General features: G+C 62.6%; 17 protein-coding genes and 1 pseudogene. 8 read left to right on the forward strand and 10 right to left on the reverse strand.

The annotated features are described in order from the left end of the window. Positions 1-709 (forward strand): annotated as a pseudogene (locus tag EOB36_RS00005) (monooxygenase); the annotation flags it as partial. Between the two features lie 314 nt (positions 710-1,023). Here the strand turns inward: EOB36_RS00005 and EOB36_RS00010 are convergent. Continuing rightward, on the reverse strand, positions 1,024-1,287 hold the full coding sequence (locus EOB36_RS00010) for a hypothetical protein (protein WP_095489169.1): 264 nt from the start codon (positions 1,285-1,287) through the stop codon (positions 1,024-1,026). Between the two features lie 281 nt (positions 1,288-1,568). On the opposite strand from EOB36_RS00010, the gene EOB36_RS00015 reads away from it, so the two are divergent. Together EOB36_RS00015 and EOB36_RS00020 are read left to right on the forward strand one after the other, a co-directional pair. Continuing rightward, positions 1,569-1,892, forward strand: coding sequence for a hypothetical protein (locus EOB36_RS00015; protein ID WP_126105556.1), 324 nt, complete (start codon positions 1,569-1,571; stop codon positions 1,890-1,892). A gap of 398 nt (positions 1,893-2,290) precedes the next feature. Further along, complete coding sequence (locus EOB36_RS00020) at positions 2,291-3,730, forward strand: FAD-binding oxidoreductase (protein WP_128283986.1); 1,440 nt, start codon at positions 2,291-2,293, stop codon at positions 3,728-3,730. Between the two features lie 148 nt (positions 3,731-3,878). On the opposite strand, the gene EOB36_RS00025 is transcribed toward EOB36_RS00020, so the two are convergent. Continuing rightward, complete coding sequence (locus EOB36_RS00025) at positions 3,879-4,304, reverse strand: hypothetical protein (RefSeq protein ID WP_095489267.1); 426 nt, start codon at positions 4,302-4,304, stop codon at positions 3,879-3,881. Between the two features lie 500 nt (positions 4,305-4,804). On the opposite strand from EOB36_RS00025, the gene EOB36_RS00030 reads away from it, so the two are divergent. The 4 genes from EOB36_RS00030 (at position 4,805) to EOB36_RS00045 (ending at position 8,877) form a co-directional block, all read left to right on the forward strand. Beyond that, positions 4,805-6,298, forward strand: a complete 1,494-nt coding sequence (locus tag EOB36_RS00030) for a DUF2778 domain-containing protein (protein WP_128283987.1) — start codon at positions 4,805-4,807, stop codon at positions 6,296-6,298. Between the two features lie 231 nt (positions 6,299-6,529). Continuing rightward, positions 6,530-7,315, forward strand: coding sequence for a ThuA domain-containing protein (locus EOB36_RS00035; RefSeq protein ID WP_128283988.1), 786 nt, complete (start codon positions 6,530-6,532; stop codon positions 7,313-7,315). A 76-nt stretch (positions 7,316-7,391) separates the two neighbouring features. Beyond that, entirely contained in the window at positions 7,392-8,450 is a 1,059-nt protein-coding gene (locus tag EOB36_RS00040) for a Gfo/Idh/MocA family oxidoreductase (protein WP_128283989.1), read from the forward strand. Positions 8,451-8,475: 25 nt separating this feature from the next. Next, positions 8,476-8,877 (forward strand): GFA family protein, encoded by a 402-nt coding sequence (locus tag EOB36_RS00045; protein ID WP_128283990.1) that lies wholly within the window; start codon positions 8,476-8,478, stop codon positions 8,875-8,877. A 197-nt stretch (positions 8,878-9,074) separates the two neighbouring features. Here EOB36_RS00045 and EOB36_RS00050 read toward each other — a convergent pair whose 3' ends face one another. Beyond that, positions 9,075-9,941: an alpha/beta hydrolase gene (locus EOB36_RS00050; RefSeq protein WP_095489175.1), complete on the reverse strand. Its 867-nt coding sequence runs from the start codon at positions 9,939-9,941 to the stop codon at positions 9,075-9,077. Further along, entirely contained in the window at positions 9,938-10,540 is a 603-nt protein-coding gene (locus tag EOB36_RS00055) for a TetR/AcrR family transcriptional regulator (protein WP_128283991.1), read from the reverse strand. Before EOB36_RS00055 ends, EOB36_RS00050 begins: the two co-directional genes overlap by 4 nt. 108 nt (positions 10,541-10,648) lie before the next feature. On the opposite strand from EOB36_RS00055, the gene EOB36_RS00060 reads away from it, so the two are divergent. After that, on the forward strand, positions 10,649-11,650 hold the full coding sequence (locus EOB36_RS00060; RefSeq protein ID WP_128283992.1) for an NADP-dependent oxidoreductase: 1,002 nt from the start codon (positions 10,649-10,651) through the stop codon (positions 11,648-11,650). 42 nt (positions 11,651-11,692) lie between these two features. Here the strand turns inward: EOB36_RS00060 and EOB36_RS00065 are convergent, their stop codons facing one another. From EOB36_RS00065 to EOB36_RS00090, 6 genes are all read right to left on the reverse strand, one after another. Continuing rightward, complete coding sequence (locus EOB36_RS00065; protein WP_127293006.1) at positions 11,693-12,421, reverse strand: amino acid ABC transporter ATP-binding protein; 729 nt, start codon at positions 12,419-12,421, stop codon at positions 11,693-11,695. Between the two features lie 29 nt (positions 12,422-12,450). Beyond that, a complete protein-coding gene (locus EOB36_RS00070; protein ID WP_095489178.1) occupies positions 12,451-13,125 on the reverse strand; it encodes an amino acid ABC transporter permease in 675 nt (224 codons plus the stop codon). Beyond that, positions 13,122-13,793 carry an amino acid ABC transporter permease gene (locus EOB36_RS00075; protein WP_126105565.1) on the reverse strand — a complete coding sequence of 224 codons (672 nt, stop codon included), beginning with the start codon at positions 13,791-13,793 and terminating at the stop codon, positions 13,122-13,124. Before EOB36_RS00075 ends, EOB36_RS00070 begins: the two co-directional genes overlap by 4 nt. Before the next feature lie 85 nt (positions 13,794-13,878). Beyond that, a complete protein-coding gene (locus tag EOB36_RS00080; protein WP_128283993.1) occupies positions 13,879-14,676 on the reverse strand; it encodes an ABC transporter substrate-binding protein in 798 nt (265 codons plus the stop codon). A gap of 110 nt (positions 14,677-14,786) precedes the next feature. Further along, on the reverse strand, positions 14,787-15,950 hold the full coding sequence (locus tag EOB36_RS00085) for a saccharopine dehydrogenase C-terminal domain-containing protein (protein WP_127293000.1): 1,164 nt from the start codon (positions 15,948-15,950) through the stop codon (positions 14,787-14,789). Beyond that, the gene (locus tag EOB36_RS00090) at positions 15,947-16,483 is read right to left on the reverse strand and encodes an Lrp/AsnC family transcriptional regulator (protein ID WP_127292998.1); all 537 of its coding nucleotides are present in this window, start codon (positions 16,481-16,483) and stop codon (positions 15,947-15,949) included. The genes EOB36_RS00085 and EOB36_RS00090 overlap by 4 nt, the downstream gene beginning before the upstream one ends. Positions 16,484-16,613: the final 130 nt, after the last annotated feature.

The following is a 16,613-nucleotide window of genomic DNA, read 5'->3' on the forward strand; positions in this document are numbered from 1 at the left end:
ACCAGGACCGCTGCCCAGCCAGCCCGGAAAGAGCAACCGCCCCTCGGACCTGCTCGGCTTCAAGGCGCATTTCGCCGGGTCGTCCCTGGCGCCTGATTTGATGCCTCTGCTGGCGTTTCCGGGCGGTTATGGCGGCATGGTCTCGGCGGATCATGGCCGGTTGTCGATCTCGTGCTGCATTCGGCGCGATATGCTGGCGCGGTTGCGTAAACACCGTGGCCCAAACCACAGCCATGTATCGGCCGCCGATGCGGTCTCCCGCCATCTGATGGAATCGTGCCGGGGTGTCAGGGATGCCCTTGGGGCAGCTCACCGCGACGGTCCGTGGCTTGCCGCAGGCCCGATCCGGCCGGGCATTCGCTCCTGCTACGAACGGGACATCTTCCGCGTCGGCAATGCAGCCGGAGAGTCTCATCCTGTTATCGCCGAGGGCATCTCGATGGCGCTTCAGTCCGGCTGGCTGCTGGCTTGCGAACTCGCATGCGCGCCAAGCGGCCGGGTGGGGCGCGAGGCTGCCGGCAGACGCTATGAGGCGGCCTGGAAAAGACTGTTTTCGACACGGGTCCACGCCGCTGCAGCACTTGCCGGAATTGCCCTTCGCCCCGGCAGCGCCACCTTGATGGCGGCAATTGTCCGGAATTTCCCGCAGACACTGACATTGGGCGCGCAACTAAGCGGCAAGACAAAGCCGGTTCCCGGCTTTGTCTGACAAGTGGTGCGACGCGTCAGGCGCAAACCAAGTGCCACAGCGTCCTCGACAAGCGTTAGCTCTGCGGCAGCAATGCTGGCGCAAACAACAAACGGGCACCGTCTTTTTTTCGGTTTCGATGGAACAACATCCGCCCGCCACGGTTGGAAGCGCAGTCGTTCTACTCCAGCGACTATGAAGGCCGTTCGGACGGCATTCGGACAAAGGCCCCGCGCTTCCTCCCCGCGGGGCCTTTTCTGTCGCTGCAGGAATTTTCACGGAATTTGGAGCGCACCCGAACCGGGCGGGCTAGCCGGGCCTATTAAATGCTGCCGTCATGGCTCGTCGATGTCTTGTTTCGAAGGATTACGCGCGAGAGCGCGTTCCTCCTCATCGTCCGGCAGCGCCTCGTCGCTGTCCTGGTACGGATTGTCGTCGTCTTCCTCGGGCAGTTCACCCTCTTTCTCGAGGTCATAACGGATGTCGCCGTTTCCCGGCACGCTGTCTGGTAGAATTTTGCCGCCTTTGATCGCGTCCCAATCCTGCTGTTCGATTGTCGGGCCTTCGGACGGATCGTCGGATTTTCTGCGCGGTGCCATCAGAGCTCTCCTGTGCTTATGTGGATCACATGCCTAACTCCGCGGACCGCTGCGTAGTTCCTCGGCCGAACCGGCGGGATCGTTTTACGTCGATCCAGCAGCCATGTCGGTTTGGCCTGCCGACGGGCTTTTTGCCGGGCCTTTAGTCTCCGGCCTTTGGTCTCAATGAGAGCTGACCGTTAGGCCGGAGTTACAAAAGTTGAACATGGTCGAGGAACAGTCCTTCGGTCTCACTGTTGGTTTTCCAGCGCATCCCGCGCATTCAGAACAGGAGAACGACGATGAAACGCATCCTTCTGGCGTCGGTCATGCTGGCAGTATCGTCCGGGCTTTCACTTGCCCAGACGACAAGCGGAAGCTCGACGAGCGGAACCTCGACGACCACAACCATGCCCAGCACCACCGATCAGGGAACCAACTCCACCACCACAACCGATCAGGAAACTGACTCGACCACCACCAGCGGCACGAATCCGAATTCGGCCAAAGATTGCGCACCTGGCCAGCAGACCGGCAGCGCGCGAGAGGCCGCTCCTGGTCAGCAGGACACCGACACCAAGACCGCCGCCCCCGGTCAAATGAAGAAGACTACCGAAGAGTGTTGATCGGCAAATCGCCATAGGCCGGAATTGCCGGCCTATGGCTCGCCCAGCATCGTCTATGCAGAAGGGGACGGCGTGAGCCCGTCAGCGCGGCACCGGATCGAGGAAGACGTGCAGTCCGCCCTCGCCTGGGCGGCGGGCCGTTAGGCCCCATCGCCTTCACGGACGGGCTGAAGGTGAAATCCGGCGGCATGCCGACTAGCAAGCTGCCAACAATGTCATTCTGCATCCTCGCAAACCGGCGGCCTGCGTCAGATCTCGTCCGATTGGGCGCGGCCACCGCCGCGTGCCGCAAGACCGGCCAGCAAGCGGCTTTGAACTTGCGTGATATCTAATATAAGAGCACACTTCAAAACCGGGTGGGGGGAAACAGCTCAGAAAAAGCAATCGGGAGGAAAGCCATGAACAGCATGAGCCTCACCACGCTTGAACGCGGCAAGACGACGGTCGAAGCCGCGGCCCTTGAAGCGCTTTCGGCACAGTTGCGCGGCACCGTGCTGAGGGAAGGCGACGCCGCCTATGACGACGCACGCAGCATCTGGAATGCCATGATCGACCGGCGGCCCGGGCTGATCGTGCGCTGCGCCGGTGCCGCCGACGTTATCGCTTCAGTGAATTTTGCCAGGGAAAATGGGCTCCTCCTCGCGGTTCGCGGCGGTGGCCACAATATCGCCGGCAGCGCCGTCTGCGATGGCGGCCTGATGATCGATCTGTCGCCGATGAAGTCCGTGCGGGTCGATCCGGCGACGCGGCGGGCATGGGTGGAACCTGGAGCGACGCTCGCCGATGTGGACGCGGAAACACAGGCCTTCGAGCTGGCAGTGCCGATCGGGATCAACTCGACCACCGGCATTTCAGGCCTGACGCTGGGCGGCGGCTTCGGCTGGATCACCCGGAAATTCGGCCTGACCATCGACAATCTTCTCTGCGCCGATGTGGTTACGGCCGACGGCAAGCTGCTGCGCGCCAGCCAGACCGAAAACCCGGATCTGTTCTGGGCGCTGCGCGGTGGCGGCGGCAATTTCGGCGTCGTCACGGCCTTCGAGTTCAAGCTCCACCACGTTGGTCCGCAGGTGCTGGCGGGGCTTGTCGTTCATCCTTTCGCCGATGCCGAAAATGTGTTGCGGGAATACCGAGCGGCGCTCGAAGCAGCGCCCAATGAGCTGACCTGCTGGGTGGTTATGCGGCAGGCGCCGCCGCTGCCGTTCCTGCCGGCCGAATGGCATGGCAAGGAGGTGCTGGTCCTGGCCATGTGCTATTGCGGCGATCTTCAGGAGGGCGAGAAAGCGACGCAAAGGCTTCGCGCCATCGGCACACCGATTGCCGATGTGGTCGGCCCCAACCCGTTCACCGGCTGGGAGCAGGCATTCGATCCGTTGCTGACGCCCGGCGCCCGAAACTACTGGAAGAGCCATGACTTCACCGAGCTTTCCGACAGCGCGATCGAGGTCGTCACGGCCGCGATACCCAGGCTTCCGGGGCCTGAATGCGAGATATTCTTCGCCCATATCGGCGGTGCCGCAGGCCGCGTGACAGCGGATGCAACGGCGTTTCCGCAACGCAGCGCGCATTTCGTCATGAATGTCCACGCCCGCTGGCGCGAACCGCAAATGGACCGCGCCTGCATCGACTGGGCGCGCGGTGTTTACGAGGCGATCAGGCCGTATGCCGCCGGCACGGCCTATGTGAACTTCATGCCCGAGGACGAGGTCGACCGGGTCGAAGCAGCCTATGGCGGCAACTATCGGCGGCTTCTGGAAATCAAGCAGCGCTACGACCCGCTGAACCTGTTCCGCATGAACCAGAATTTGCGGCCGGCGGAAAACCTGCGCGCCGCATAGGACAAGCACGCAATGACAAGGCCCGCCCCTCCGGCGGAGGTCGCGGGCCTCATTTCGGTCATGCGCCAGAGCGGTTCGCTGAACCGCTCTGGCTATTTCTTTGTGCAATTCCGGGCAGAAACCGTTGCACACTTTTCCTGGAATTGGTCTAGGCAGGCATCAAGATCGCAATGCGATGCACGCCGACCACGCTACTTGTATTCGTGGCACCGTCGGTCTTGCCCTTGGCGCAAGTGTACATCTCGCCTTCCTTAAGTTTGAATTCCTTGTCCGCCTTCTTGATCGTGAATTCGCCGGCAGCAATCGTGCATACCATGTCGTTGTCCATCACGGTTTCAGGAAAGACTGCTCCGGGCTGGAAGACTATATCGACGATTGAGATGCTCTTGTAAGCGGGAATGTCGGAGTTGCCAGTGCCGACCTCCACCACTCTGATGCCGGGCGCAACCTCCTTGCCCTCCGTCGGGCCGTATTGCTTGGCTGCCCTTGCAGGCGTCGCCAAGGCGAATAGCGGCGTTACCGCGGCGGCGGTGACGCCGAGAGCAATTGCAGACCTGCGATTCATGGTTCCCATCGCATCCTCCCGTTTGTTGGTCGCGCACAAATATGCATGACCAAGGTATATTAGCACAATCGAATTTACCTGTATGCAAAGCCGCGCCGGCAACGCTGCCTGCGCGCAGACGATTATGCGTGACGCGACGCTTTTGATCCGAGAAAGCTTCAGCTGTCGCCCGCCCAGGCAAGGTCTAGTCCTTTCGGTTTCTTGACTCGGTCGGCAAAAACGGGCAGCAAAGCCTGATACGGAGGGCATTCCCGCCATTTTCTTAGTCGTGGAGGGGGCTTTTTTGTTATCGACCTTCGCCCAATCGGCGATCGGTAGAGGGATTGGTTAACCAAGTTTGTCCATCTTTTGAATCAATCGGCAACAGACGCGAAGCGTGCAGGGGGCACCAGGCGACTGTGATTGTGACGGCTGCGAGCCCCGCATGCCGCAAGGCCGATTGAGGTTGGTGTATGGCGTTTGTGCGTTTGAAAAACCGGGGTGACAATCCTGACTCTGGATTGACTTCGATGAGGCCCGGGCTGCGCTGGGTCGCGGTTCCCGTTGTTGGCGTTGCGGTCGCTCTGTGGTCGGTGGCGACCATGGCCGGCCTCTATTCGGTGGGAACCTCGCTCACCGCTGCCTCCAACAGTCTTCCGCAAAGCCTGCGCGCGCCGCGCACCATCGCGCTCGCCGATCGCACGCTTGCCAATTCATGGGCCAATTCGTGGGCGCCGTTACCGGCAAGCCGGCAGCGTCAGGCGTCGCTGCTCAGCCGATGCGATGCCGGTTGCGCACAGGCCGCCGCGAACTTCGTGCATGAAGGCAAGGCGGCGCGTCTCAAGCCGTTAGCGCAGCCGGATACTGTGCCGCTTGTCGCAGAAATCTCGCCGCAAGCGCGCTTCGACAGCGTGGTGGCGAAAGCCGCGCTGTCGCCGCAAAAGCTTGCTGCTGCCTTTGCCCACGCAGCACCTCCTATGCTTGCCAGCCTGCCGGCGGCCGCGGGCGTTGCGGAGCCGGCGCGCCTGCCCGACCAGAACGGCCCGGCCGCGGTGCGCTTCGGGCCGGAGATCGCTGAGATCGAACGATCCTCCCGTCTGGCGCTCGCGCTGGCGAATGCGTTGCCGGAACAGATGATCGATGTGCTGCCGGAGGTGGCGACGGCGCCGCCGGAGGGCGAGGTTCAGATGGCCTCGCTGCCGCCGCAGGACGAGATGCCCGACAGCGTTCCCTTGCCGACCTTCCGCCCGCGGGCGGAAGTCGACCAGTCAGACGAGGCGCCCCATGTCGAGGCGCCCAAGGTCGAGGCACCCAAGGCCAAAGCGCCCAAGGTCCAGTCATCAAAGGCCGCCAAGGCCCAGTCTCGGCCATCCAATGCCAACAAAGCGCAGACCGCCGACGCTCCGCAGGACGAGATGCCCCGGGCGCCAGCCTTGTCGCCGAGGAGTTCGTCACCGGCGGCGATGCCAAGTATGCAAGCCAAGCAGGGCATGCAAGCCAAGCAGGGCATGCAAGGCAGCCCGGGCATGCAGGGCAGCCCGGTCAAGCCGGCCAAGCGGTCGAAGGCCGCAGACATGCTGGCCTATGCCAAACCCGACAGCCCGGCGGGCGGCGGGGCCTTCCGCAACCTGTTCACCAAGCCCGGCATCGGCAGCGGCGTCGCCGTCTACGACATCTCGGCGAAAACCGTCTATATGCCGGACGGTTCGCGGCTCGAGGCGCATTCGGGACTGGGCTCGATGGCCGACCAGCCGCGCTACGCCAACCGGAAGAATGCCGGCCCAACGCCGCCCCACACCTACGATCTGAGGCTGCGTGAATCGCGCTTCCATGGCGTCGAGGCGCTGCGTCTCACTCCTATCGACGGCAAGAACAAATTTGGTCGGGACGGCTTTCTTGCGCACACCTACCTGCTGCGCGGCCGCCGCGGAGAATCGAGCGGCTGCGTCGTTTTCAAGGACTATGCCCGCTTCCTCGCCGCCTTCAAGAAGGGCAAGGTCAAGCGTCTCGTCGTGCGCGGCTAGCAAGCCGCTGATGCAGGTCGCGTCGGAAGGGCGCGGCGCGTAGGTCGCCGCGGCGGCCGTCTTCATGGCTTCTTCATCCCAGGGTCTTCTCGACGTCGCTTCGCTCCTGCCCGCCGTGGGATGACGAAGCTGTGGGGAGATTTCGGCCAATCTCGAAGGTTTTCATTCCCGGCCGAGGATACTATGACTGACCGGACCGGGGCGGCGGCTTCAATCAATCGAGAGGATGTCATGACTATACGCGCTGTCGTTTGGGGCGAGAATATCCATGAACGGACCAATGAGGTGGTCGCGGGGATCTATCCCGAGGGCATGCACGCAACGATCGCCAACGCGCTGAAGCTCGACACCGAAATATCAGTGTCCTGGGCGACGCTGGAGCAGCCGGAACATGGTCTGCCGGCCGACCGGTTGGCGCAAACCGATGTGCTCGTGTGGTGGGGACACAAGGACCATGGCGCCGTCGCCGACGAGGTCGTCGAGCGTGTGGCGCGCCGCGTTTGGGAAGGCATGGGGCTGATCGTCCTTCACTCCGGCCATTTCTCGAAGATATTCAAGACGCTCATGGGCACGCCCTGCACGCTGAAATGGCGCGAGGCCGGCGAGCGCGAGCGGCTCTGGGTGACGAGCCCCAACCATCCGATCGCTGAAGGGATCGGCGAGTATTTCGAGCTCGAGAACGAAGAGATGTATGGCGAGCAGTTCGCCGTGCCGGAGCCGCTGGAAACGGTTTTCATCTCCTGGTTCCAGGGCGGCGAAGTGTTCCGGTCGGGGCTGACCTATCGCCGCGGCGCCGGCAACATCTTCTATTTCAGGCCCGGCCACGAGACCTATCCGACCTATCACGACGCCACCGTCCAGAAAGTGCTGCGCAACGCCGTGAAATGGGCGCACAACCCGCAGGGGTCAAATCCAGCCATCCTCGACGCGCCGAACGTGCCGGTGGAAAAGGCGCTTGAGCCGATCGTCGAGCGCGGCGGAAAACTCCATGCCGCTGATGAAGCCGGCTATCGCTAGACCATAATCCCGAACATTCGGTTCGGAAAATCAGTGATAAACAAGAAGATAGAGCTTAATCCTAAGGATGAGAATCATGCGTCTCCTGATACTCGGCACCGGCTGGATGGCGGAGGAGCACGCCAGGCAGTTCAGCAAGATCGAGGGCGTCGAACTGATCGGCGCCGTCGATCTCGATCGCGCGCGTGTCGACAAGTTTTCGGACATCAACGGCATCCCCAACCGGTTCGCGTCGCTGGAAGACGCGCTCGCATGGGGCAAGTTCGACGCGGTGGCGAACGTGACGCCGGATCGCATCCACCATCCGACCACCATGATGCTGGTCGCGGCGGGCAAGCCGGTGCTGTGCGAAAAACCGCTGGCCGAAAATTACCAGAGGGCCAACGAAATGGCCGATGCCGCAGAGCAAGCCGGCATCATCAACATGGTCAACCTGACCTATCGCAACGTCGCCCCGCTGCAGAAGGCGCGCACCATGGTGCTTGCCGGCGAGATCGGCCAGGTAAGGCATGTCGAGGCATCCTATCTGCAGAGCTGGCTGGTCTCCAAGTTCTGGGGCGATTGGCGCACCGATCCGAAATGGCTGTGGCGGCTGTCACGCGGCCACGGCTCCAATGGCGTGCTGGGCGATGTCGGCATCCACATCCTCGATTTCGCCAGCTATGGCGCGGCGGTCGACATCGACAATGTGTTCTGCCGCCTGAGGTCCTTCGACAAGGCGCCCGGCAACCGGATCGGCGAGTACGAGCTGGACGCCAATGACAGCTTCACCATGGCGCTGGATTTCAGCAACGGCGCCTTCGGCGTCGTCCATGCCAGCCGCTGGGCAACCGGTCATCTCAACGAATTGCGACTGCGCATCTATGGCGACAAGGGCGGCATCGAAGTCGTGCATAATCTGACCGGCTCGGAGCTGAAAGCGTGCATGGGCGAGAACATCGAGAACGCCAAATGGCAGGTCCTCGATGCCGGAACGGTGCCGACCAACTACCAGCGCTTTGTCGATGCGGTGCGCAGCGGCGTTCAGGCCGAGCCGTCGTTCCGCCATGCCGCCGAATTGCAGAAGGTGCTCGACCTTGCCGTCGTCTCCGACGAGAAGAGGGCTGAGCTCAGGGCCCATGCCGAAACCCATTGATGTCATTCGCTGAAAGGGGCCAGCCATGGTCACGCGCCGAGCCGAATGTTCCTGCGGTCAGCTGTCAGCCAGCTGTTCGGGCGAGCCGGTACGCGTCTCCGTATGCCATTGCCTGGCCTGCAAGCGGCGCACCGGCAGTGCGTTCAGCTTCAATGCGCGGTTTCCCGAGGACAAAGTATCGATCGAGGGGCGATCGGCGGAGTTCACGCGTATTGGCGAGGAGGGCGGCTGCGTCACCTACAGCTTCTGCCCGGATTGCGGCACCACCGTCCACTACCGGATCGATGTCCAGTCCGGTCTGATTGCCATCCCGGTGGGTGCTTTCGCCGACCCATCGTTCCCGCCGCCCTTCCTGTCCTTCTATCACGACAGCCGGCGCTGCCAGTGGGTCGAGGTTCGCACTGAGCCTCTGGCGACGTTCGGCTGAAGACGCCGGCCACGGCAGGCTAAGCGTCGTTCAACCTTGCATTTGCATTTGCAGCTGGTCGTCCCCCGATTGATCGGACCAAGCGGGCCGCCGCTAGAGCTTTGTGCGTCCATTTGGACGCACAAAGCCCGCTCTAGCACTTTTGAATCTGCGCATCGTGCTTTCCGAAAATCGATTCCGATTTTCGGGCCGATGCGCTAGGCCTCGAGGAAGTCCAGGGCCTTTTCCACGAAGGCGCCGTGATACTGGAAAATGGCCGTATGCCCGCCGTCCTCGTACAGGACCAACTCGGCATTGGGAAAGCGCCGTGCCAGGTCGACGGAATTGCTGGTGGGCACCATTCTGTCGTGATCGCCATTCACCACGAGGACCGGGTGCCGGATACGCGATAGGTCGGCAGGGCGCTCCTGGCCAAAGGCACGGACTGCCTTGAGCTGCTGGTTGAAGGCGCCGAGCGCGATGGGTTTGTCGCGGTCATTGGTCCGTTCCTTCAATCGCTGCAGAAACGCGCGCGCCGCCCTCTTGCCGTTGGGGCTTTGGGTGAAGAAGAGGTAGTTCTTTGGATCCTTGATGGTCAGCGCGGCGCGGATCATGTCGAAGATGGTGACGAACGTCACCCTGTCGATGCCGGCACCCCCGGCTGGGCCGGTTCCGGCGAGGATGATCTTGCGAACCAGACCAGGTTCCAGCTGAACAATCGCCTGGGCGATGAAGCCGCCAAGAGATAGGCCGAGAAGATCGACCTGCTCGAAACCGAGGGCCCGGATGAAGGCGATCGCGTCGCGGGCCATCGCCTCCACCGTGTTGGGAGTGGAGCCGCCTGATGCGCCAACACCACGGTTATCGAAGGTAATAACTCGCCGTTTTGCGGCAATGCCATCGACCACCCGGGGATCCCAATTGTCGAGAACCGCACTCAGATGGGTAAGAAAGATCACCGGTACCCCGGTTGTGGGCCCGAGTTCCCGGTAGGCGAATTTCGTACCGCCGACGTCGACCGTTTTCGTCGGCACGTCCCTGTGTTTGATGATCGCGGCAGGTCGCGATAGCTGATGCACGTTCATGATGGTTTCCTTTCTTGTGGCTTGTCGTTCTCGCGGGGCTGGAGCAGCGCCTTCGCCGCCACCGAGCCAGCCTCAAGAATGCGATCGGACAGTTCGGTCCCGTTCACCGCGCGCGACAGCTCAAGCGTGCCGATCAGGGTCGCAAAGACGCCGAACGCGACATCTTCGGGATCGCGGGCGTCGGGCGTGAGTTCGGCCGCCACCTGGCGTACGAGCTTCAGCAGGTGTTCGGCGTAGACTTGGCGCGTATCGGCCGGCTCACGCGCAATTTCGGGTAACAGCGCGGCTGAAGCGCAACCTTTGCCGGGATTGTCCCGGTGTTCCGCCGACAGATACGTGTCTATGGCCATTGACAAGCCGCCGGCGGCCAACAGCTCTTGAATCTGGGTCGCCTGAATCTCCAGGGCCGCCGCCACACTCTCGCGCACAAGCGCCGCCTTGGACGGAAAATGGGGATAGAAAGCTCCATTGGTCAGCCCCGCTTCGCCCATGATGCCGGCGATACCTGATGCAGCGATGCCGTCGGAACGAAACCGTTCGGTCGCAACATCCATAATCCGCTGCCGCGATGCGTCTTTCCTGCCCTTCGCGTAACGCATGTTTTTTCTCCTTCGATCAGCTATTGCATTACAGTCATATTATCACTAAATGATCGTAATGCAATAGGCGACGCACCGCTCCGGTCTCCTCAATTTGGGAAAGCTACAATGAAAGCCGTCATCGTCGATCGATACGCAAAGAACGCTCCCCTCCGGCTTGGAGAGGTTCCAGAGCCGGAAGTAGGGGAGAATGACGTGCTGGTGCAGATCCATGCCGCCAGCGTCAATCTGCTGGACTCCAAGATCAGGGATGGAGAATTCAAACTCATCCTGCCCTATCGCCGGCCCTTCGTTGCAGGCCATGACGTGGCCGGAACGGTCATTCGCGTCGGCTCGAAAGTCCGACAGTTCAAACCGGGCGACGAGGTCTATGCGCGACCACGCGACGGTCGGGTCGGGACTTTCGCCGAGCACATCGCCATTAATGATGCGGACGTGGCCCTGAAGCCGAAGAACCTCAGCATGGAAGAGGCTGCGTCCATTCCCCTGGTGGGGCTAACCGCTTGGCAGGCGCTGGTTGAAAGGGCGAAGCTGAAGAAAGGACAGAAGGTCTTCATTCAGGCTGGTTCCGGCGGAGTGGGAACATTCGCCATTCAATTGGCAAAGCACCTCGGCGCGACGGTCGCCACGACAACCAGCGCGTCCAACACGGATATGGTCAGGAATCTGGGCGCCGATGTCATCATCGACTACAAGAAGGATGACTTCGAGAAAGTCCTTTCGGGCTACGACGTCGTCCTGAACAGCCAGGACAACAAGACCCTCGAAAAGTCGCTGCGTGTGTTGAAGCCGGGTGGTCTCGCCGTTTCGATCTCCGGTCCGCCCGACGCTGCGTTTGCCAGGGAGAAGGGTCTGAACGTGGTGCTGAACTTGGTCATGCGCGTTTTGAGCGCCGGCATCAGGCGGCGGGCCAAACGCGCAGATGTCCGATATTCGTTCCTGTTCATGGCGGCCAATGGCGAGCAGTTGACCAAAATCACGTCTCTCGTCGAGTCGGGCATCATCCGCCCGGTCATAGATCGGGTCTTCCCGTTTGAGCAGACCAATCAGGCCTTGGCCTACATCGAGCAGGGCCGCGCCAAGGGCAAGGTTGTCATCAAGGTGAAATAGCTTTGCAAGGCTTCAGGCGGCGCACCTTCGCTTCCGGCAATCCTAATGCCGCAGGATCTTGCTGAGAAAGGCGCGGCTGCGGTCGGTCTTGGGATGCGAGAAGAACTCGTCGGGCGTGCCGCTCTCAACGATGGCGCCGGCATCCATGAACACCACGCGCTGGGCGACCTTGCGGGCAAAGCCCATTTCGTGCGTCACCACCATCATGGTCATGCCTTCCTCGGCCACCGCGACCATGACGTCGAGCACTTCCGAGATCATCTCGGGGTCGAGCGCCGAGGTCGGCTCGTCGAACAGCATGATCTTGGGGCGCATGCCGAGGCAGCGGGCGATCGCCACGCGCTGCTGCTGGCCGCCGGAGAGTTGCGCCGGATAGGCGTTGACCTTGTCGGCAAGGCCGACCTTGGCAAGCAGCTCGCGCCCGGCCTTCTCGGCTTCAGCGCGCGGAATCTTGCGCACATGGATAGGCGCCAGCGTCACGTTTTCGAGCGCCGTCTTGTGCGGGTATAGGTTGAACGACTGGAAGACGAAGCCGATCTCGGTGCGCAGCCGCGTCATGTTGGTGGTGGGGTCGCCGAGGCGCTGGCCGTCGACCACCAGGTCGCCATCGCGGATCGTCTCCAGCCCGTTGATGCAACGGATCAGCGTGCTCTTGCCCGAGCCGCTCGGGCCGCAGACGACGACCACTTCGCGCGGCTCGACGCTGAGCGTGATATCCCTCAGCACATTGAGCGTGCCGAACCATTTGTTGACGCCGCGAAACTCGATCATGCCGGTACCATTTTTGCTGCGGTTCGACGTCATAACTGCACCTCGCCATGGGCCGCACCCATGCGCTGCTCCAGCCGGCGGGCCAGCATGATCAGCGGATAGCAAACGATGAAATAGCCGAGGCCGACGAGGAAGAAGACCAGGAGGCCATTCGGCACACGCTGCACCACCAGCCAGCCGACGCGGGTGAGGTCGGTGAGCCCGATGGCTGAAACGACCGAAGAATCCTTGATCAGCAGCACATACTGCCCGACCAGCGGCGGCAGCACGATGCGCATCGCCTGCGGCAGCACCACCTGGCGCATGCGCTGCCAGCGCGACAGGCCGGACGCCAGCGCCGCCTCGACCTGGCCGGTCGGCACCGAGCGGATGCCGGCGACGACGATCTCGCAGATGAAGCAGGCGGCCAGATTGGTCAGCGCGATGATGCCGGCGGTGAAGGCGTCGAGCTCAATGCCGAGTTCCGGCAGGATGAAGAAGATCAGGAAGATCTGCACCAGGAACGGCGTGCCGCGGATCAGGTCGACCCAGGCGCCGATCGCCCCGCTGATCAGCCGGTTGCCGCCGGTCCGCAGGATGCCGAGGCCAAAGCCGATCAGCGTGCCCAGCACCAGACTGATCAGCGACAGCATCACGGTCATGCCGAGGCCGCGCAGGGCGAGGGGATAGCTGCCGGCGATGCTTTGCAGCTGCTGCCAGATCATGTCCGTGCCCCCGCTAGGCCGAGCCAGCGCCCGGACAGCGCCGCCAGTCCCTTCAGCCCGTAATAGAGCAGGAGGTAGAAGGCGGCGATGGTGATAAAACCTTCCGCCGGCATGAAGCGGTCGGAGGCGAGCAATTGTCCGGCGCGCGTCAGTTCGGCGACCGCGATCAGCGACAGCAGAGCCGAATCCTTGACCAGCACGATCGCCTGTCCGAGCAGGGGCGGGATCGTCACCTTGAACGCCTGCGGCAGGATGACCAGGCGCATGCGCTGGACATAGGTCATCCCCGAGGCGACGCCGGCCTCGACCTGGCCGCGCGGGATCGACAGGATGCCGGCGCGTATGATCTCGGCGACGTAAGCGCCGCTGTTCAGCGACAGAGCGAGGATGCCGACGACGAGCTCAGGCAGGATGATGCCGAGCCGGGGCAGGCCGAAATAGAGGAAATAGAGCTGCGCCAGCAAGGGCGTGGCGCGCACCGCGTCGATATAGGCTTTGGCCGGGATGCGGAACAGCCGCCCGCGCTGCAGGTTCATCGCGGCGAGCACGATGCCGACGGCGAGCGCGCCGGCAAAGGAGAGGACAGACAGCCACACGGTCGTGACGAGGCCCTGCCCGAACAAGGGCAGATATTCGACGATGGTGCGGAAGCTGAAGTTTTCGAGCATCACTGGATTAGTTCCTTAAGCGGCGAAGAAAGCCGGACGGTTCGCGCCGATACGATCGGTTGCGAACCGCCCGGTCCACCGCTGCTTAGTGGTCTTTCTTCCAATCTTCGGAATTGACCCAGTAGTCGAGGTTCTTCTGCAGGCGGCCGTCGACGCTGACCTGGTCGAGGAACAGGTTCATCCAGACCAGCAGGTCCGGCTCGTCATAGCGGGTAGCGAAGGCAAGCGGTTCCTTCGACAGCAGGTCCGGCATGATGGTGAAGCTGCCGGCCGGATAGGCGGTCGACTGGCCTTTCACCGCCGAGACGTCATTGACGCCGCAATCGGCTTGGCCGTTGTTGACGGCGTCGAGCAGCAGCGGACCGCCGCCCTTGTAGCTCTTGATGTCGGCATCAGGGAAGGCGTTCTTGGCTTCCTTCTCGCCGGTGGCGCCGAGCAGCACGGCGATCTTGGTGCCCTTGGCCTTGCAGTCCTCGGTGGTCTTGAACTTGCTGTCAGCCTTGGTGAAGACGGTGCTGCCCGTATACATGTAAGGTTTGGTGAAGGCGACCTTCATGCCACGCGCCAGCGTCGGCGTCATGTCGGCGACCAGAAGATCGGCCTTGCCCGACAGCAGCGCCGGGATCAACCCGTCCCAGTCGAAATCGAGGAAGGTGATCTTCACGCCCATTTCCTTGGCCATCAGCTCGGCAAGCTCGACCGAACTGCCGGTGCGTTCGCCGGCAGCACCCACCAGCGAGAAGGGCGGTCCCTGCGTCTGCACGGCGACGCGCAGTTCCCCGCGCTTGGTGATCTCGTCGAGCGTTCCGGCACTGGCCGCGGCTGTGAGGCCGGCGAGCGCAAGGCCTGCGATGAAAAGCTTGGCAATCTTCGCAATCTTCATTGGGCATTCCTCCTTGTTGTCGTTGTTGTTCCACTTTGTTGTTCCACCCCTTGGGGGTGCTTTTTGAGCGGCAGCGCCGTTGCCGGCGGCGGCCACCGTTCGAAAATCCTTCAGTCCCAGTCGATCGTTTCGGATACCCGTATACCGCGCCGAGCCAATTCGTCGAGGAAGCGGCCGTCAGGCACATGCAGCAGCGGGTTGAGCAGGCCGGGTTCGGTGATTTCGCCCCGCGCCAGCATCTGCGCCACGATGCTTGCGGGATAGCCGACGCCGAGGCTCATGCCGAACAGGCCGGAGGCGAGATCGCGTTCGATGATCAGGTCCGATGTCACCGTCTTGCGGCGGCCGCCTTCACTGCCGGTAAAGACGTTGCGCATCACGCAAAGGTCCTTTTCGTCGGCGCCATATTGCAGTTGCGGCCCGAGCAGCCGGCCAAGAAATTCGCGTGGGCTGGCGCCGACGCCGGGCACCTTGTCTTCAGAGAGGAAGCCAAGCTCCTTCAGAGGCGCCCAGAACGCCGACCAGCCCGGCCAGCGCAGCGAATAGCGGCCGGAGCGCTGCAACCCCTTGGCGGCGGCAAGCATGCCGGCATAATGCGGTGCGTCGCCATTGGGGAAGGCTTCTAGGCTGCCCAGTCCTTCGACCTCGATCTGATGGATGAAAGGATTGTCGTGCTGGCGGCCGGCCGGCACCTCGACCCGTTGGCCGTCCTCGACCACCACGCTGTCGCGGTTCTGGCTCATCAGAACCATGTCGAAGTTCCAGCTCACCTTGTAGCATAGCGGCTTGGCCATCGCCTTCGGCTCGGGGATGCCACCGCAATAGGAATCGATCGCGGTGATGGCGTCGAACTGCTTTGCGGCGCGCGCGTAGAGCACGAGGTCGATGCCGGGGTCGAGCCCGCATTCGGTCATGATCGAGACGCCGGCCTTTTGTGCCGCCGGGGCAAGGTCGGCGATCGTCTTGCCGTAATTGGTGGTGACCAGCGGCGTGCGCGTCGCGATCGCCGCCTGCACCGCCTCGCGCATCAGCGGCTGCGGCAACAAATCGATGGCGGCTTCGACACCCACCAGCACCTCCGCCAATACTGGACCGATCGCGCCTTCGGGCACGACGAAGCGCACGCGGTCAAGGTTGGTCAGGCCGCCAAGTCGGGCTGCCCCATCCGGCGCGGTATCGATGCAGACGACTTCTTCGACACCAGCGCTGGCGACGAGATCGGCGATCGCCGCCCGGCCTTGCAGGCCGAGGCCGCCGAGAACCGCGATCTTCATGGCATTTCCTTTCGGCCGGTTTCGTGCCGCCCAGTTTCGTCGCGCTTGCTCTCGTCCGACCAGCAGCCTTCCGGCAGGCTGACCCATTTGTTGCAGGAGGCCATGACGACGAAGGTCTCGCTGCGCACGACTTCCCCCGGCTCGCCCGCGCCGGGGATCAGCTCGCTGGTGACGCGGTAGAGGTCGGCGACATCGCCGGCCACCGTCACGTCGACGATGATGTCGAAGCGCCCGGTGACCACCGAGGCCGAGTTCACGAAAGGCAGCTCGCAGATACGCTGCGCCAGTTCCCGCGCGCGGCCGCGCCCCTGCGCATTGATGCCGACGATGGCCGAGATCAGCTCGGGGCGCTCGGTCAGGTTGAGCAGCCCGACGATCTTGAGCAGGTTGCGGTCCAAGAGGTTGCGCAGCCGCATGCGCACGGTCGGGACGGAGACGGCCATCTTCTCGGCGAGGCGATTGACGCCAAGCTGCGCATCCTGCGACAGCAGCTTGACCAGTCGCCGGTCGGTCTGATCGAGATGTTCCCGCAAACGCCTAGGCTTTCATAAAATGGAATTATCGAAGAAGTTTTCTTTCTGATATGAAAATAGCCTAGGGACTATTTTTCGAAACTGCAAGTGCGTTCAACCGCTTGTCAACAAGGCAGGATGGCAGGAAACT

It is taken from the genome of Mesorhizobium sp. M6A.T.Cr.TU.017.01.1.1 (genome assembly GCF_004023115.1).
GTDB classification, from domain to species: Bacteria; Pseudomonadota; Alphaproteobacteria; order Rhizobiales; family Rhizobiaceae; genus Mesorhizobium; species Mesorhizobium mediterraneum.

Bases quoted from the DNA above. Each gene is read 5' to 3' on its own strand.
- EOB36_RS00065 (WP_127293006.1), bottom strand. From the start codon at position 12,421: ATGATCGAGTTTCGCGGCGTCAACAAATGGTTCGGCACGCTCAATGTG.
- EOB36_RS00020 (WP_128283986.1), top strand. From the start codon at position 2,291: ATGAACAGCATGAGCCTCACCACGCTTGAACGCGGCAAGACGACGGTC.
- EOB36_RS00085 (WP_127293000.1), bottom strand. From the start codon at position 15,950: ATGAAGATCGCGGTTCTCGGCGGCCTCGGCCTGCAAGGCCGGGCGGCG.
- EOB36_RS00050 (WP_095489175.1), bottom strand. From the start codon at position 9,941: ATGAACGTGCATCAGCTATCGCGACCTGCCGCGATCATCAAACACAGG.
- EOB36_RS00030 (WP_128283987.1), top strand. From the start codon at position 4,805: ATGAGGCCCGGGCTGCGCTGGGTCGCGGTTCCCGTTGTTGGCGTTGCG.
- EOB36_RS00040 (WP_128283989.1), top strand. From the start codon at position 7,392: ATGCGTCTCCTGATACTCGGCACCGGCTGGATGGCGGAGGAGCACGCC.
- EOB36_RS00025 (WP_095489267.1), bottom strand. From the start codon at position 4,304: ATGGGAACCATGAATCGCAGGTCTGCAATTGCTCTCGGCGTCACCGCC.
- EOB36_RS00055 (WP_128283991.1), bottom strand. From the start codon at position 10,540: ATGCGTTACGCGAAGGGCAGGAAAGACGCATCGCGGCAGCGGATTATG.
- EOB36_RS00060 (WP_128283992.1), top strand. From the start codon at position 10,649: ATGAAAGCCGTCATCGTCGATCGATACGCAAAGAACGCTCCCCTCCGG.
- EOB36_RS00070 (WP_095489178.1), bottom strand. From the start codon at position 13,125: ATGATCTGGCAGCAGCTGCAAAGCATCGCCGGCAGCTATCCCCTCGCC.
- EOB36_RS00035 (WP_128283988.1), top strand. From the start codon at position 6,530: ATGACTATACGCGCTGTCGTTTGGGGCGAGAATATCCATGAACGGACC.
- EOB36_RS00045 (WP_128283990.1), top strand. From the start codon at position 8,476: ATGGTCACGCGCCGAGCCGAATGTTCCTGCGGTCAGCTGTCAGCCAGC.
- EOB36_RS00015 (WP_126105556.1), top strand. From the start codon at position 1,569: ATGAAACGCATCCTTCTGGCGTCGGTCATGCTGGCAGTATCGTCCGGG.
- EOB36_RS00080 (WP_128283993.1), bottom strand. From the start codon at position 14,676: ATGAAGATTGCGAAGATTGCCAAGCTTTTCATCGCAGGCCTTGCGCTC.
- EOB36_RS00075 (WP_126105565.1), bottom strand. From the start codon at position 13,793: ATGCTCGAAAACTTCAGCTTCCGCACCATCGTCGAATATCTGCCCTTG.
- EOB36_RS00010 (WP_095489169.1), bottom strand. From the start codon at position 1,287: ATGGCACCGCGCAGAAAATCCGACGATCCGTCCGAAGGCCCGACAATC.